Annotated in this window: 18 protein-coding genes; 6 read left to right on the forward strand and 12 right to left on the reverse strand. The window is 65.4% G+C overall.

Features of this window, described 5'->3' with window-relative positions; genetic code table 11:
* Positions 1 to 2 precede the first annotated feature (2 nt).
* The 4 genes from ACLBWJ_RS08910 to ACLBWJ_RS08925 form a co-directional block, all read right to left on the reverse strand.
* The gene (locus ACLBWJ_RS08910) at positions 3 to 620 is read right to left on the reverse strand and encodes an Abi family protein (RefSeq protein WP_447660356.1); all 618 of its coding nucleotides are present in this window, start codon (positions 618 to 620) and stop codon (positions 3 to 5) included.
* 212 nt (positions 621 to 832) lie between these two features.
* Complete coding sequence (locus ACLBWJ_RS08915; RefSeq protein WP_447660166.1) at positions 833 to 1,576, reverse strand: recombinase family protein; 744 nt, start codon at positions 1,574 to 1,576, stop codon at positions 833 to 835.
* Positions 1,540 to 2,208: a maleylpyruvate isomerase family mycothiol-dependent enzyme gene (locus ACLBWJ_RS08920; protein ID WP_282502684.1), complete on the reverse strand. Its 669-nt coding sequence runs from the start codon at positions 2,206 to 2,208 to the stop codon at positions 1,540 to 1,542. Before ACLBWJ_RS08920 ends, ACLBWJ_RS08915 begins: the two co-directional genes overlap by 37 nt.
* A complete protein-coding gene (locus ACLBWJ_RS08925) occupies positions 2,208 to 2,498 on the reverse strand; it encodes a DUF1905 domain-containing protein (RefSeq protein WP_282502683.1) in 291 nt (96 codons plus the stop codon). Before ACLBWJ_RS08925 ends, ACLBWJ_RS08920 begins: the two co-directional genes overlap by 1 nt.
* Before the next feature lie 66 nt (positions 2,499 to 2,564).
* Here ACLBWJ_RS08925 and ACLBWJ_RS08930 point away from each other — a divergent pair, with 66 nt between their 5' ends.
* Both ACLBWJ_RS08930 and ACLBWJ_RS08935 read left to right on the forward strand, forming a co-directional pair.
* Positions 2,565 to 3,560, forward strand: a complete 996-nt coding sequence (locus tag ACLBWJ_RS08930; protein ID WP_323986950.1) for an RNA polymerase subunit sigma-70 — start codon at positions 2,565 to 2,567, stop codon at positions 3,558 to 3,560.
* Between the two features lie 177 nt (positions 3,561 to 3,737).
* A complete protein-coding gene (locus ACLBWJ_RS08935) occupies positions 3,738 to 4,481 on the forward strand; it encodes an alpha/beta fold hydrolase (RefSeq protein ID WP_323986949.1) in 744 nt (247 codons plus the stop codon).
* An 89-nt stretch (positions 4,482 to 4,570) separates the two neighbouring features.
* Here the strand turns inward: ACLBWJ_RS08935 and ACLBWJ_RS08940 are convergent, their stop codons facing one another.
* Positions 4,571 to 4,921: a hypothetical protein gene (locus ACLBWJ_RS08940; RefSeq protein ID WP_282501774.1), complete on the reverse strand. Its 351-nt coding sequence runs from the start codon at positions 4,919 to 4,921 to the stop codon at positions 4,571 to 4,573.
* 166 nt (positions 4,922 to 5,087) lie between these two features.
* Here ACLBWJ_RS08940 and ACLBWJ_RS08945 point away from each other — a divergent pair, with 166 nt between their 5' ends.
* On the forward strand, positions 5,088 to 6,026 hold the full coding sequence (locus ACLBWJ_RS08945; protein WP_447660168.1) for an AbiTii domain-containing protein: 939 nt from the start codon (positions 5,088 to 5,090) through the stop codon (positions 6,024 to 6,026).
* A 104-nt stretch (positions 6,027 to 6,130) separates the two neighbouring features.
* On the opposite strand, the gene ACLBWJ_RS08950 is transcribed toward ACLBWJ_RS08945, so the two are convergent.
* Genes ACLBWJ_RS08950 through trxB form a run of 4 tightly spaced genes read right to left on the reverse strand, consistent with a single transcriptional unit; the run spans position 6,131 to position 9,586 of the window.
* Entirely contained in the window at positions 6,131 to 6,532 is a 402-nt protein-coding gene (locus ACLBWJ_RS08950) for an arsenate reductase ArsC (protein ID WP_282501772.1), read from the reverse strand.
* An 11-nt stretch (positions 6,533 to 6,543) separates the two neighbouring features.
* Positions 6,544 to 7,536, reverse strand: a complete 993-nt coding sequence (locus tag ACLBWJ_RS08955; protein WP_407667121.1) for a metalloregulator ArsR/SmtB family transcription factor — start codon at positions 7,534 to 7,536, stop codon at positions 6,544 to 6,546.
* Positions 7,533 to 8,627 (reverse strand): ACR3 family arsenite efflux transporter, encoded by a 1,095-nt coding sequence (gene arsB, locus ACLBWJ_RS08960; RefSeq protein WP_282501770.1) that lies wholly within the window; start codon positions 8,625 to 8,627, stop codon positions 7,533 to 7,535. The genes ACLBWJ_RS08955 and arsB overlap by 4 nt, the downstream gene beginning before the upstream one ends.
* Positions 8,624 to 9,586, reverse strand: coding sequence for a thioredoxin-disulfide reductase (gene trxB, locus ACLBWJ_RS08965; RefSeq protein ID WP_282502613.1), 963 nt, complete (start codon positions 9,584 to 9,586; stop codon positions 8,624 to 8,626). Before trxB ends, arsB begins: the two co-directional genes overlap by 4 nt.
* A 74-nt stretch (positions 9,587 to 9,660) precedes the next feature.
* Here trxB and ACLBWJ_RS08970 point away from each other — a divergent pair, with 74 nt between their 5' ends.
* Positions 9,661 to 10,050 carry an arsenate-mycothiol transferase ArsC gene (locus ACLBWJ_RS08970; protein ID WP_282501769.1) on the forward strand — a complete coding sequence of 130 codons (390 nt, stop codon included), beginning with the start codon at positions 9,661 to 9,663 and terminating at the stop codon, positions 10,048 to 10,050.
* Positions 10,051 to 10,095: 45 nt separating this feature from the next.
* Here ACLBWJ_RS08970 and ACLBWJ_RS08975 read toward each other — a convergent pair whose 3' ends face one another.
* Positions 10,096 to 11,409 carry an FAD-dependent oxidoreductase gene (locus ACLBWJ_RS08975; RefSeq protein WP_447660169.1) on the reverse strand — a complete coding sequence of 438 codons (1,314 nt, stop codon included), beginning with the start codon at positions 11,407 to 11,409 and terminating at the stop codon, positions 10,096 to 10,098.
* Between the two features lie 90 nt (positions 11,410 to 11,499).
* Here ACLBWJ_RS08975 and ACLBWJ_RS08980 point away from each other — a divergent pair, with 90 nt between their 5' ends.
* Together ACLBWJ_RS08980 and ACLBWJ_RS08985 are read left to right on the forward strand one after the other, a co-directional pair.
* Positions 11,500 to 11,850, forward strand: a complete 351-nt coding sequence (locus ACLBWJ_RS08980; protein ID WP_282501768.1) for an ArsR/SmtB family transcription factor — start codon at positions 11,500 to 11,502, stop codon at positions 11,848 to 11,850.
* Complete coding sequence (locus ACLBWJ_RS08985) at positions 11,847 to 12,350, forward strand: GNAT family N-acetyltransferase (RefSeq protein WP_282501767.1); 504 nt, start codon at positions 11,847 to 11,849, stop codon at positions 12,348 to 12,350. The genes ACLBWJ_RS08980 and ACLBWJ_RS08985 overlap by 4 nt, the downstream gene beginning before the upstream one ends.
* Before the next feature lie 281 nt (positions 12,351 to 12,631).
* Here the strand turns inward: ACLBWJ_RS08985 and ACLBWJ_RS08990 are convergent, their stop codons facing one another.
* On the reverse strand, positions 12,632 to 13,720 hold the full coding sequence (locus ACLBWJ_RS08990) for a hypothetical protein (RefSeq protein ID WP_447660170.1): 1,089 nt from the start codon (positions 13,718 to 13,720) through the stop codon (positions 12,632 to 12,634).
* A gap of 167 nt (positions 13,721 to 13,887) precedes the next feature.
* The gene (locus tag ACLBWJ_RS08995) at positions 13,888 to 14,574 is read right to left on the reverse strand and encodes a hypothetical protein (protein WP_447660171.1); all 687 of its coding nucleotides are present in this window, start codon (positions 14,572 to 14,574) and stop codon (positions 13,888 to 13,890) included.
* Positions 14,575 to 14,608: the final 34 nt, after the last annotated feature.

The raw sequence follows: 14,608 nt of genomic DNA on the forward strand, positions 1-14,608 counted from the left end.
AGCTACACGGGCTTGACCGCCAACACCCCTGGTACAGCCGACTGCGCGTCGACCCAGCTGCTCAGGTCAGGATCGATGAAGCTTGTAACAAGCAGGATGTCGTCATATCGACCTTGAAGGTCCTGCGACCAGATGCGGTGGTGGTGCCCGATGCGATTGCGAAGGTCGCGAAGCCGACTGACAGGCTCTTGCACCGTGTCCTGCGCTCTGTCAGGAGCGTGTGGGAACCCGGTCGCGATGTCCGGCCAGAACCGCATCTGACTCTGGGAGACCATCTGGTGCCAGAACCCGAAGGAGATCTCCGAGATGACTTGGCTTGGCGTAACCGGCTTCTGGTTCTTTGTGACGCGCCTCTTCGCGGTGTCAACGTCGACGTACGGGTACCGATGCTTAGTGGGTGGGTTTCTGCGACCGAACTCACGATGGTCGTCCCAGATCCAATGGCTCGCGCGCCCGAGTTGCGCGTGCCGGTCTGACATGCGGGCATCGATGGTGTTGCGCAGTGCCACCTCGAGGTGTCCGAGCGAACCCCAGAACGCCGAAGCAGCCTCGACGTTCCACTGGTAGAGCTCCTCCGCCCTCGCAGTGTCTCCGCGCGCTTCGGAGAGATAGTGTTTCAGCCGGTCCGGGCCGAAGTGTTGCTCGTAGAACGCCTAACGCTGATTGACCATCGTCCCCCACTCACGTAACATGTAACGCAACACCCCGGAACCGTCCCTGTAGGCCTCGCAAAGGTCAGATCACACGGCCGGGGTTCTGCTTTTCTACCAGGCGGTCACGGGTGCCCGCGACCGCTAGCGCTGGGAAGTCTGCAGGCGGCACTCACGCTTGCTCAGTCGCGGGGAGATAGAGCGCGTCGAACGCTCGACGACCCTACCCCGAGGACCCGTCCGATACTCTCCCAGCTGTGATGCTCGGCGCGTAACTGTCGAGCCGCCGCGATTCGCTCTGGAGTCATCACGCTCGGGCGGCCGCCGACACGTCCCTGGCTGCGGGCGTACTCGAGACCTCGCTGAGTGTTGTCCCGGATCGTGTCCACGCGCAGCTGCGCGAACACGGCCACGATCCCGAACAGCGCACGACCCATAGGCGACGTCGTGTCGATCATCGGCTCGGTGAGACTCACGATGTTCACCTGGCGCGCGTCGAGATCCTGCAGCGTCTCAATCAGGATGCGCTCACTGCCGGCGAGACGATCGAGCCGGCGGACCTTGAGGGTGTCCCCCGGCCTCAGGTAGTCGAGACATGCCAGCCACTGCGGCCGATCGGTGACGCGGCTCGATTCGCCATGGTCGACGAAGACACGTTCGCAGCCGGCGGCGCGGAGCTCGGCGGACTGAGCATCCGGGTTCTGCTCCCGCTTCGAGACCCGGGCGTACCCGACTTCATGTGCCATGCCGAAAACGGTACCGCCAGGGTTCCGGCGCGAAACGGTTTCGGCAGGGGGTTTTGGCGGATCGATCCTCGGCGTGTCGCGCAGCTGCTCATCGACGTCGACGAGCCCACCAGAAACGATCAGTTTCGGCCGATTGTGGACCTCTACAAACGGCGAGCAGGTTCGCGTTGCGGCTTCCACTCCGCCCCGCCACGCTTGATCAGGACAGCCGCTCCGGGCCCGTGCAGTTCACCCGGGATGACCGGCCGGCCAGAAAGCGCGACAAGGAGCGACAGCGCCCGACCGCGCACCTCCGCACCTTGGCCGATCTCGGTCGCCGCGTCGTTGGCGACCAACCGGAGGCCTTGCGCTCGTGAGCGCGAGTACTCCGTGAAATCGTGACGCGCGAACCATTGCAAAGTGGCGGCCGCCGTTTGAACGGGTACACCGTCTCGGATACCGACAGGCCGACGGATCTCTTCGCCGTGGATCAGGACTTCACCCAATCCCGCCATGAGCGGACCGGCCGCGCGTCGCTTGTTGCGGATCGCTCGTTCATACCTGGCCAATGTCTCAGCCGGCGAAGCCCCCATCCTGGTGACTACTCCCCGTTCCTTATGGAGCTCAAAGTCAAAGCGCGCGGAGAACACGCTGCGCAGCCAGGCTGGGATGCTCTGTTCTGCTCCAGCCGTCAGATGTGCGATGGTCTGCTCGAGAGTCCAAGAGCCAACGAGCGCGGGAGATCGCCATTGCTCGGCGGTGAGGGATTGAGTCTGGTCATGTAGACGCTGCCGCTCGGCGTGGATCAGCGACCAGAGCGCGGAGGCCCTCATCACTTGACTCGACGCTCGATGTGGACGGTGACGGTGTCTCCCACGTCCTTGCCCAGCTTGCGGCGGAACGCAGCGTTCAGCGACACCATGTGGCCGCCCGTCCCGGTGACCATCATCCCGACGTCTTTCAGCGGCAGGTCGTCAACTGTAAGGTCTACCCGAACGGAGCGGCCCGTGCCGAAGAAATCGGCAGAGTCGGGCATCTCGACGCAGGCCCAGACCTCGCCCTTCACGTTTACGCCGATCGGGGCGGTGAAAGTGTGATCGAGCGTGATGGGGTCAAACGGCATGGGATCTCCTCGGTCGTCGGAACGCTGTCGATAGGTGAGACTGCGCGGCGCGGGCAGAATCGTCGCATGGCGCAGAACTTCTCGGACATACCCGTCGTAGAGCGCGAGAGCGCCAACGAGAACTCTCGTGAACGATTCGAGCGGGCGGTAGCACCACTGCGGCAGGGCCTGCACGCTCACTGCTATCGCATGCTTGGGTCGGTGCACGACGCCGATGATGCTCTGCAAGACGCTCTCTTGCGTGCCTGGGCGGCGTTCGACCGGTTTGAGGGACGCAGCTCGGTCCGAACGTGGCTCTACACGGTGGCCACTCGGACATGCCTGGATACCGCCAAAGCACGGGGACGACGAGCGCTCCCGATCGACCTTGGCCCTGCCGCCACCGAACCCGCCACCGACTCGACACCGGACACCGAAATCGAGTGGCTGACGCCGTACCCCGATCCGGCAGACTTGGCGCAGCGCACCGAACACTTAGAACTCGCCTTCGTCGCGACGTTGCAACTCCTGAGCGGCAACGAGCGGGCCGCGCTTCTCCTCGTGGACGTCCTCGGCTTTTCGGCCTTCGACGCGGCCTCAGCAATGGGGACCAACACGACCTCGATACATTCGGCTCTCGCTCGCGGGAGGCGAACTCTGGGGGAACGCAGCGCCTCCCCGGCGAATCCGACACAGCCTCGTCCGTCGCAATCGACGCTTTCCCTGGCTCATCGGTTCGCAGAGGCACTCGCCAACTCCGACCTACGGACGTTCGTCGACCTTCTGGCTCCCGACGTGACCTGGCAGATGCCACCACTCACGGAGTGGTACGCCGGCGCGGATTCTGTCGCAGCCTTCGCACATGCCGTCCCGATGACGCTGTGCCCAAGCTGGCGCACCCGCGTGATAACCGCCAACGGGCAGGCCGTGGTCGCCTTCTACATCGGAGCGCACCATGCCGCGCCGCACGAGGCATGGTCCTTAACGCTGGTCGATACCCAGTATGAGGCGATCACAGGCATCACCTCGTTCATCGACCCCGATCTCTTCGCACGGTTCGACCTGCCGGCTTCACTGAGTTGAAGGCGACCGAAACCCCGTACCGAAACCGTTTCTCCCAAAACCAGGTTTCGACACGGTCCTAGGTTTCGGCAGGCTCCCGCAGCGCCATCCGCCGAGGTGCCGTAAACGATCGTTTACGGCAGGCAGGCGGCCGAAAGTCACAAATACGCTCGGAGGCTCTGACAGGGTGAGAGCATCATGTTTCTCTCCTCATCTGGCCCTGACACCGCGTCGCCTGTGCTTCTTCTCCACGGCGGTGGGGTTGCCGGCTGGATGTGGGACTCCTTGCGGGAGCGGCTTGCACCGAGCTACGCGGTCCTTGTTCCCGACCTACCGGGGCACGGACGGTCAGCCGCTGAACCTTACGTATCTCACGCGAACACCATTACCGCGATCGCAGAGCTGCTCGCGACTACTGTCCCCGGTCGCCCCACGACCGTCATCGGGTTCTCCCTCGGGGCTCAGCTCGCCATACAACTGGCCTCAGGGCACCCTGAACTCGTCAGTCAGGCGGTCATCGTCAGTGCTCAAGCAAAGCCCATGCCGTTCACCGACCTCACGCTTGCCGCGCTCGGCGTCAGCGCACCGCTTGCTCGCAAGCGATGGTTCGCTAAGTTGCAAGCTCGGGAACTCTTCATACCCCCTCATCTGATGGAGGAATACATCAGCACCAGCGCGGGAATCACGAAAGAGACACTCGTCGGCGCTGTCGGCGCCAACATGAGGTTTACGCTGCCCGACGCATGGTCGGCGTTCCGCGGGCAAACTCTCGTCATGGTGGGCGGGCGAGAACGACGCCTGATGCGCGACTCAGCCGACTCCATCCACGAAGCCCTTCCCAGCGGTGAACTTCTGGTCGTCGACGAATGCGGACACGGCGTCCCGTTACAACGCCCGGATTGGTTCAACGATCGCGTCGTCGATTGGCTCCCCGCGGACTGATCCTCGACCAGTGGTTCCGCCTGAAACGGTAGTTGGCAGTGTGGCGTGCTGTCCGTAGACGTGCAGAACACGGCCGCATGGCCGGCGCGTTAGGAGATCGGTCGGAGGATGTTGTGATCGACGGGGAACGGCGTCGAGTAGTACAGCTCGGTAGCCGAGGTGTTCCCCCAGTCGTCTTTCTGCAGTCGTATACCTCGCGGCGAGAGTTCCGCGATGCGCACCTTCAGCCATGACCCGTCGATCAACCGGAGCTCATGAGGGTCGGCCAAGTACGTCAGCCCCAACGCGTCGAGCGTCTCCTCTGCGGTCAACCAGTCCACCGCCTCAGTGCGATTACGACCAAGCAGATCGATGGCAACGAAATCTTCACCGGTCGGTTTCATCCATCCCAGGAGTTCGCCGTCATCGGAACGTCGATGCTCGATCCAGTCCGCGTCCATCCGAACAGCCTAAGAGACGGAAAACCCCTGCCGGAACCGAGTTGCGGCCCACGTTATCGGTGATCGGTGAGGACCGCACGGCGCTCACGCGCCGGAAACGATCGGTTTCGCACCGCTCGCAAGCCGGTGGGTCCGCGATGTCATAGGTTCCACCTACGATTCCGACATGACCGACTCGCTGCTGCGATCACTTCGGGACCGCGCCCTCGACGAGACCGAGCCTCTTGCCGGGCTGCTACGGAAGTGTCTGCTGCTCGGCGCCGAGACCGGATCGAGCGCGCTACGCGATTGGGCTCGTCTGGAGCTCAACGGCTACACGGACGAATCGACGATTCCCGATTATCGCAAGCTGCCGGGCGTCCCCATCACGGTCGACTCGATCAGCGGGAACACGTGGACAAAGGGACAGATCGTCACACGCTGGCAGCTGCCCAAAGCGGCCCAGGGCTACGTGCCCGAGTTGCTGTATCTGACCCAGCCGATCGAAGAGCTTGAACGTCAAGCACAGGAGAAGTCGCTGCGCTTCAAGCCGCCTGGGCTGGCGGCTGCGCAGAGCGTGTGGGACCGGGAACTGGGACCGTTTCAGTCCATTGTGAACATGTCCTACATCCTCTCGGGGACGTCTATCTCGGGTCTCCTCGGGCAAATCCGTACGAAGCTGATCGACGTGATCGCTGATCTGACCGTGACCACACCGCTGACGGAGCTGCCTCGACGCGAAGATGTCGACGCCGCCATGCAGCAACGCATCGGTCATCTCGGCGACGTCTACACGACCACGGTCGTGCATCCGTCCGGCCCGACTGCCATCGGTGCCGGAGCAACGGCTTCTACGGGTCTGCGCGTCAGCGATGTCCTCCCACTTCTCGACGCCGTGAGAGCGGCCGCCCAAGCCACCGATGCCGACACGACAGAGGTTGAAGCGGCTGTCACCGAGCTCAATGAGGTGGTCTCGAAGCCTGATCCCGAAACGGGCGAGGTCATCAAGCGCGCAGGCAAACTCCGCGAGGTCGCGGACAAACTCGGCATCGCCGCTGTCTCGAGTGCGACGAGCGCGGCCGTATCAGCGCTCACCGATCTCGCGATGAAGGGCGCGTTTGGTTGACCGACCGCGGTGAGGTCCGCTTCTGCGTGCCGGAACCGCGGCTTAGATCAGCGGTGATCGCCGGGTGAGCGCTCCGGCCCTTCTCTAAACGTAGCTGAGACGTCTCAGACGAGCTCGCTGACGAGCTGCTGGATCCGTTCACGGATGTCGTCGCGGATGGGGCGCACCGCGTCGATACCCTGCCCGGCGGGGTCGTCCAGCTTCCAGTCCTCGTAACGCTTGCCGGGGAAGAAGGGGCACGCGTCTCCGCAGCCCATGGTGATGACGACGTCGGAGGCCTGCACGGCCTCGGTCGTGAGCACCTTGGGCTGCTCAGCGGTGATGTCGATGCCGAACTCGGCCATCGCCTGAACAGCGGTGGGGTTGATCTGGTCGGCGGGCATCGACCCCGCGGAGCGGACCTCGATGCGGTCGCCGGCGATGTCGCGCAGGAATCCCGCGGCCATTTGGGAGCGGCCGGCGTTGTGGACGCAGACGAAGAGGACGGAGGGCTTGGTGTCGGTCATGGTGGCTCCGGTCAGCGGGCGGGGGTGAGTGTGGCAAGGAGGGCGTCGACGCGGCGGGCGATGTCGTCGCGGATCGCGGCGACGCCTTCTGCGGAGGCGAGGGCGGGGTCACCGACGGTCCAGTCCTCGTAGCGGACGCCGGGGATGATGGGGCAGACGTCACCGCAACCCATGGTGATGACGACGTCAGCTGCGCGCACTGCGTCATCGGTCAGCGGTTTCGGGAACCGCGGTTCGTCGTCGCCGAGGGTCAGCTCGTCGATGAGGGGCTGCACATGGGGGTGGATCTCAGCGGCCGGGGTCGATCCGGCCGAGCGCGCCACAACGGCGCCGCCCGAGCGCTGATTCACCAGCGCCGCGGCGAGCTGCGATCTACCTGCGTTCGCGACACAGACGAACAGCACCTGCGGCTGTCCCTGCGTGCGGTCACGGGTGATGTCGGTGAGCCGTTGGTGCGCGAACCGGTCGGTGAGCGACAACAGGTGGTTCTTCACCCGAGCGCTTTTGGCCAAGGCCGTGTACGACTCGCGGACGATCGTCGCCACCAGGCTGCCGTCGAGCTGCGGGTAGTCCTGACCGAGCGCTTCGGCCAGGTGGGCGAGAGCGTCGTCGACGTTCTCGAGCCCCGCGTGCTCAGCGCGGACGGGGGCCACGGCGGCGGGCGCGAACGAGTCCAGCAGCGTCGTCACCGCCGGGCGAAGGGGCGGGGCGATCCGATACCAGACCCACGTGCCACGCCGCTCGGAGGTGAGCACGCCGGTGTCGCGGAGCACCTTGAGGTGGTGCGACACGGTGGGCTGGGACACCTCGGCCAGTTCCGCGAGGTCGCACACGCACGATTCACCGCGCGCGTCGGTGGCAATCGCGGACAGCATCCGCAACCGCAGCGGATCGGATAGTGCTTTCAGCGTGGTGGCGATCGCGGTGGCCGCGTCGTCCCCGATCGCGTGCGTGGGGGACGGCGCGCAGGTGTCTTCTGCGGTAGTGGCGGGAGCGCTCATCATCGAGTCCTTTCCAGGGCAGGTTCGGGAATCGCGTAGGGGTCGGTGTGGAACCATGCCCGCGCGGCCCACAGTGAGACGTAGACCAGGCCGACGAGCACGGGGACCTCGATCAGTGGCCCCACGACACCGGCGAGGGCGTGCCCGGACGTGGCGCCGAACGTGCCGATCGCGACGGCGATGGCGAGTTCGAAATTGTTGCCGGCCGCGGTGAACGCGAGCGTCGACGAGCGGGCGTAGCCCAGGCCGAGGGTCTTACCGGTGATGAGGCCGGCGAACCACATGATGGCGAAGTACACCAGCAGCGGGACCGCGATCCGCACGACATCGAGCGGCCGTGAGGTGACCTGTTCCCCCTGGAGGGCGAACAGCAGCACGATCGTGAACAGCAGCCCGTACAGCGCCCACGGTCCGATCTTGGGCAGGAACGAGCCCTCATACCAGGCGCGGCCCTTGCGGCGTTCCCCGATAAGACGGGACGCGAACCCGGCGACCAGTGGCACGCCCAGGAAGATCAGCACGTTGAGCGCGATCTGCCACACGGACACGTCCAGGCCTTGGCTGTCGAGGCCGAGCCAGCCGGGGAGGACGGTGAGGTAGAACCAGCCGAGGATCGAGAACGCGATGACCTGGAACACCGAGTTGATCGCAACAAGCACGGCCGCAGCTTCCCGGTCACCGCAAGCGAGGTCGTTCCAGATCACGACCATGGCGATGCAGCGTGCGAGGCCGACGATGATCAGTCCCGTCCGGTACTCGGGCAGGTCCGGCAGGAACACCCACGCCAGGGCGAACATCAATGCAGGGCCCGCGATCCAGTTCAGCGCCAGCGACGAAACGAGGAGCTTCTTGTCGCCGGTCACGGCGGCGACCTTGTCGTATCGGACCTTCGCGAGCACCGGGTACATCATGACCAGCAACCCGAGCGCGATCGGAATCGAGATCCCACCGACCTCGAGGTGTGACAGCAGTTCGGACAGCCCCGGGATGAACCGGCCCAGGAGGATGCCGCCACCCATCGCCAAGCCGATCCACAGCGGTAGCCACCGGTCGAGGGTCGAGAGGCGGCGAGTAGCGGGTGCTGCGTTGCTCACGCGAAAGCCTCCGCCAGGGCGGGAACATCGAGCGTGGCGAGGTAGTGCTGCGCGTCCTGTGCTGCCGCGCATCCGGTCCCGGCAGCGGTGATCGCCTGCCGGTAGGTGTGGTCGACGAGGTCGCCGGCGGCGAAGACCCCGGTGAGCGAGGTGCGCGTGGAGGGGTGGTCCACCAGCACGTAACCATCGGCATCGGTGGTGACCTGGCCGGTGACGAGTTCGGAGCGAGGGTCGTGACCGATAGCAACGAACACGCCCGTCACGGGGAGGTCACGCTCAGCACCGGTAACCGTGTCCCGCAGGCGAACTCCGTGCACCTTCTCTTCCCCCTGCAACGCAGTGATCTCGCTGTTCCACGCGACGTCGATCTTCGGGTGCTCCAGCACCCGCTGCGCCATGATCTTCGACGCTCGGAACGAGCTGCGGCGGTGCACGACGGTCACTTTCCGAGCGAACCGGGTCAAGAACAGTGCCTCCTCCATGGCCGAATCACCGCCACCGACCACGACGATGTCCAGGCCCCGGAAGAAAAACCCATCGCACGTCGCACACCACGACACGCCATGACCCGACAGGCGCTCCTCGTCGGGAAGCCCGAGCTTCCGGTACGCCGACCCCATGGTGAGGATGACGGCGCGGGCGTGGAACGTCTCCCCGGCGCCGGTCTCGATGACTTTCGTGTCGGATTCGAGATCGACGCGGATCGCGTCGTCGAGGAGGATGCGGGCGCCGAAGCGTTCGGCCTGCCGGCGCATCGTGTCCATCAGCTCCGGTCCCTGGATGCCATCGACGAACCCGGGGAAGTTCTCCACCTCCGTAGTCGTCATAAGCGCACCGCCCGCAGTGACAGAACCGGCGATGACAACGGGGGCGAGCCCGGCCCGCGCCGCGTACACCGCCGCCGTGTAGCCCGAGGGGCCCGACCCGACGATGACCAGCTCAACCTCTTGAATCGACATATATCTATATTGACAGGTGCCTATGCAAGACGCAATCCTGATCATCGACACCGCAACGTACCGAGGAGAGCCGGATGAAACCGACCGTCCTGTTCATCTGTCAGCACAACGCCGGCCGCTCTCAGCTCGGCGCCGCTCTCCTCGAGCACCTTGCAGGGGGCCGCTTCACCGCAGCGTCCGCCGGTCTCGCCCCGGCCGAGACGGTGAACCCTGCCATCGCCGCGACCGTTGCCGAGCTGGGAATGGACATTACGGGGCGCGTGCCCCGCGCGGTGACGCCTGCTGACTTGGAGGCTGCCGATGTCGTGGTTCTCATGAAGCCCGGGTTGGCGCTGCCCAGCGCTCCGCGCGGGGAGGTTCTGGAATGGTCCTTCCCCAACCCTGAGTCCTGGGATGCCGACGCGGTCCGTCCGTTGCGCGAAGCGGTGTCCAACAAGATCCAGGCGACTCTCCTTACCCGCTGAGCTGACAGTGAGGGGGCAGGCCGCCGGCCTGCCCCCTCTGCGTTCTCATACCGATGCCGGCGCCCGTCCGATCTGCAATACCGGAGGCGCGCAGCACGCCCCGCCTAGCGACGCCCCGGATGCATCGAACAGCCCTGCGCCGCCGCAAACACCAGTGTCCGGGAGGACGAGCTCGACGCGGCGGGCGGCTTCGCGGTCGCCCGCGATTTCAGCTGCAACGCTGCGGACTTGCTCGTACCCGGTGAGCGCGAGGAATGTCGGCGCACGGCCGTAGGACTTCGCCCCGACGAGGTAGAAGTCAGGTTCGGGCTGGGCGAGGTCGCCGGCGCCGGTCGCGGCGACGGACCCGCAGGAGTGCACGTTCGGATCCACCTCCGCGGCGATCCGAACCGGCGCCTGCAACGTCGGGTCCAGCTCCAACCGCAGCTCGGAGAGGAACGACAGGTCGGGGCGGAAGCCAGTGAGCACCACCACCCGGTCGGCCGTGAGAGTGCGACCGTCCTCCGCGACTAGGACGGGGCGCTCACCGTCACGGGTCACGCGTTCGACCCGGAACCCGGTGACGAGGGATACCAGGCCGGCATCGACGTGCTCTTTCGCCTTGATCCCCAGCGCGCCGCGTGCGGGCAGCTCGTCAGCGTCGCCCCCGCCAAAGGTGTTCCCAGCGGTGGCTCGGCGTAGCGCCCAGGTCACCGTCGTCGAGGGGTCCCGGCGAGCCATGCGGGCAAGGGCCAGCACGGCCGTCACGGCCGAGTGTCCCGAACCGATGACAACGGTGTGCTTGCCGGCGAAACCAGCACGGTCACGAAAGTTGGGGATGCGGTACGAGAGCAGGTCCGCGGACGCCGCCTCACCGATAGCGGGGAGCCCGTCAGCTCCCGCCGGGTTGGGGGTCGACCAGGTGCCGGATGCGTCAATCACAGCTCGGGCTTGCAGCCGATACTCCTCCCCCTGAGCAGGCGAGACGTGAACGGTAAACGGCTGATCCCCGCGGCCAGCATCAACAAGTCGGTCCCGGCCGAGCCGCGAAACTCCCATCACCCGGGCACCAAAGCGAACGCGATCACCCAGGGCGGCAGCCAGGGGCGCGAGGTACCTCTCAATCCACTGCGCCCCAGTGGGGTACCCCGTCGTCGGAGCCTGCCACCCCGAGCCGTCCAGGAGACGAGCGCCCGCCGCGTCGATCAGCTCAGGCCACTCGGAGAACAGCCGCACGTGCCCCCATTCCGCAACCGCAGCCGCAGGAGAACTGCCAGCCTCAAGCACCACAACGGGCACACTTCGCTCAAGCAAATGCGCGGCCGCGGCAAGACCCTGAGGACCCGCGCCGATCACAGCCACCGGCAAGACGTCTTCCACAGCAACCTCACTCATCCATTGACGAACATCGATGGGTAGAGCATCATCGATACATCGACGACTGTCAATACGACGTGAGAGGATCGCAGTATGACTGCACAGCTCCCGCTCCTTCCTCCCGCGGAAAGCGAATCGTGCTGCGCTCCTGTGACCGGGGCGGTGATTTCGCTTGAAGACGCTGAGCGCACCGCTCGAACATTCAAAGCACTCGGCGACCCCACCCGCGTACGCCTGCTGTCCTTGATCGCCGCATCCGCGGACGGGGAGGCGTGCGTCTGCGATCTAACCGAGCCCGTAGGCCTATCGCAGCCGACCGTGTCACACCACATGAAGCAGCTCGTCGACGCCGGTCTCGTTACCCGCGAGCAGCGCGGCCGATGGGCCTACTACCGCGTCATCACCGACGCTCTCGACGCCGCATCCCGCGCCCTCCGCGCATGAGCGACATCGCCGTACGGGCCCTGACCGAGAGGGACTGGCTCGAGGTCGAAACGATCTACCGTGAAGGCATCGCCGCCGGAAACGCGACGTTCGAAAGCGAGCCTCCATCCTGGGCCGACTTCGACCAAGGAAAGCTCCAGGTTGGCCGACTCGTCGCCACCGATCCCGCCGGCTCAGTCCTCGGCTGGGTTGCCGCATCCCGCGTCTCTGCACGCGAGGTCTACCGCGGAGTCGTAGAACACTCCGTCTATGTTGCCGATCGCGCCCACGGGCGCGGCGTCGGCACGGCACTTCTCACCTCCTTCCTGCGCGCAGCTGACGCCGCTGACATCTGGACGGTGCAAGCAAGCATCTTCCCCGAAAACACCGCCAGCCTGGCCCTTCACGAGCGTGCCGGCTTCCGCCGCATCGGCCACCGCGAACGCATCGCGTACATGACCTACGGCCCCTGGGCTGGCAACTGGCGCGACACGATACTCATCGAGCGCCGCCGCCCCTAAGGCACGTCAAAACCCCCTGCCGAAACCGTTTGTCCCGAAACCGGGTTTCGATACGGCCCTGAGTTTCGGCAGGCTTCCGCGGCGCACGACTCGACCGTCCCAGAAACGATCGTTATCGGTCGGCACGCGTCTCGCCCAGTTCATGCGACCGAGTGAAATGGAACACCCCTGCCGCGACGAGGGAGATGCTGGCGAACCGCCCCAACAGTGGAGGGTGGAGCAGCGCCCCCACTCACGGAGCACGGCCGGGACCGCCACGATCAGGAGCAAGATCGGCCCTTCTAGGGTGTTCCCGTGGGGAGAACCAGTGATTCCCCGCTCGGTAGTATCACCGGCCCGTCTCCAACCACCGCCCCGTCCAGTTCGAGACCGCCGTGAACGGTGATCGCGGCTCCCGGTAACTCGATCACGCCATCACCGGAGATCTCTACGTCGCGAAGAATCACGTCCGATAGTCGACTGATCCGCGCAATGCTCAGGTTGACCCGGCCGCCGCTTATCTGAGCGTGGCTCACGTCGACAGTGCCATGGTTCTCCACCCTTGTATGGGAAAAGCTGATCAGGCCCGCTTTCTGAATCCTCACGAGAGTGAGCTTTGCGGAGCCTTTGTAGCCGATCCGCGCCTGATCGAGTCGGATAACGCCCGCGACATCAGCCCGAGCCAGAAGGACTTGCCCGTCGTACTGCACGGCCAGCTTCCGGAACGACAGCGCCCCACCATGCCGGATCACCGAGCCCGAGAATGTTAGAACGCCCTGATCCTGCACCGTCGCGTCGTCAAAGAAGACGCGACCTCCATCGAGCACGTGCAGGCGGACGAATCGCAACAGGCTTCCGCGACCGATGTGCGCGCTCGCGAAGCTCACGCTGCCGTGGGGGAGGATGACGGCCCCGCTGAGGTCGACAGTGAAGTCGATGTGGGCGCCAGCGAGGTTGATCGTCCGGTTGTGCCAGCCGGACTCGGAACCGTCGTACAGGTGGTTGCGAATAACCGTGTAGCCGGCTTGCTTGACTGCGACTTCCTGGGGGGTGGTGCACTGCGCCCTCCGACGTTCCTCAGGAGTGGGCGAGTCGTCTGGATCGAGTTCATCATCCGGCGGGAGGAGCATGTCGTCGGAGCGAGGAGCACGAAGGTAGCCCGCGAGAACCTCGATACAGACCTGTACCTCGTCGGGCTTCTCGAATGCGTGCCAGTCATCCGCGAGGGAGCCGAGCGCGAACAGTGCCGCTTGCCGGTTCACGGGCGATCGGTCACTGAGCAGCTGAACGGTCGTCACGAAGCGCTCTCGCAGGGTTCGCTCTGTCTCAACGCGCCACTGTGCATCTACTTCCTCCCGGCGCGATTGCTCCCGCGCCCGGTCGTCGTTCAACCGATCAAGGTCGCGCTGGGCCGCCTCGCGTTCCTGGTGGTGGCGAGAGAGGCTGATCCCGACACCAATAACGGCAGCAACCCCGCCGATCGAAAGTAGGACGAGGTTCCCTGCTGAGCCCAGCAGTTTGCTTCGCTCCAGGTCGTCGAGGTCCGGCAGCCAGTTGTTCAGCAGCTGTCGTGGAAAGTGATGACAGCGTAGAGAGCGACGACCAGGTAGACGACTACGCCAATCGCTACGAGCCGACCGTAGTTTCTGCTCAACCAGCTCGGCTTCTTCGGTGTGGGGGTGCTCTCATACCGATTGCGGCTGAGCGCTCGAGGCTCACGCCGCATCTTCACCCCTCGGGGCCACGCCTGCCCCTGCGGTACAAGACCGGGGACATCTGCGCTGTAGTCCTGAGCGCGCCCTTCGCTGACCGCGACGGCGACGAGTGCCTTGCCGGCTTGGTCAAGGGCGGGCGTGAGGAGCGGAGCGATGCCCCGTCTGAGCGCTCGACCGCGCTGCGATCCAGGTTGGGCGGTGGTGTGGCCTGCGACGTGCCAGGCGTCGCGTTTGGCCGTGATCGCAAGCGTGGCGTCCCGCTCGGGGGTCATGTAGTACCTGGTGTGGCGGCGAAGTGCGATCATCGCCGGGTACATGAGAGCGAGCGCTGGCGCCCCAATGATGCAGGCCACAAACATCAAGGCTGAGAAGCGGCGTGCACGCTTCGTGCTTTTACGGCGCTCGGCGCCGTGGGTGAAGCCGCGGAGCGTCCAGCCGAGGATGCGCAGACCGTCACGGATTGGGCGTGCGTCGGGGTAGCCATTGATGGCGGGGGTCTGCGCGTCATGGTGCGATTCTGCCGCCGCCACCTGACACATGCTTCCCCAGCTGCTCGCCGGTGAG

The sequence above is a fragment of the Microbacterium sp. M4A5_1d genome, assembly GCF_053345465.1.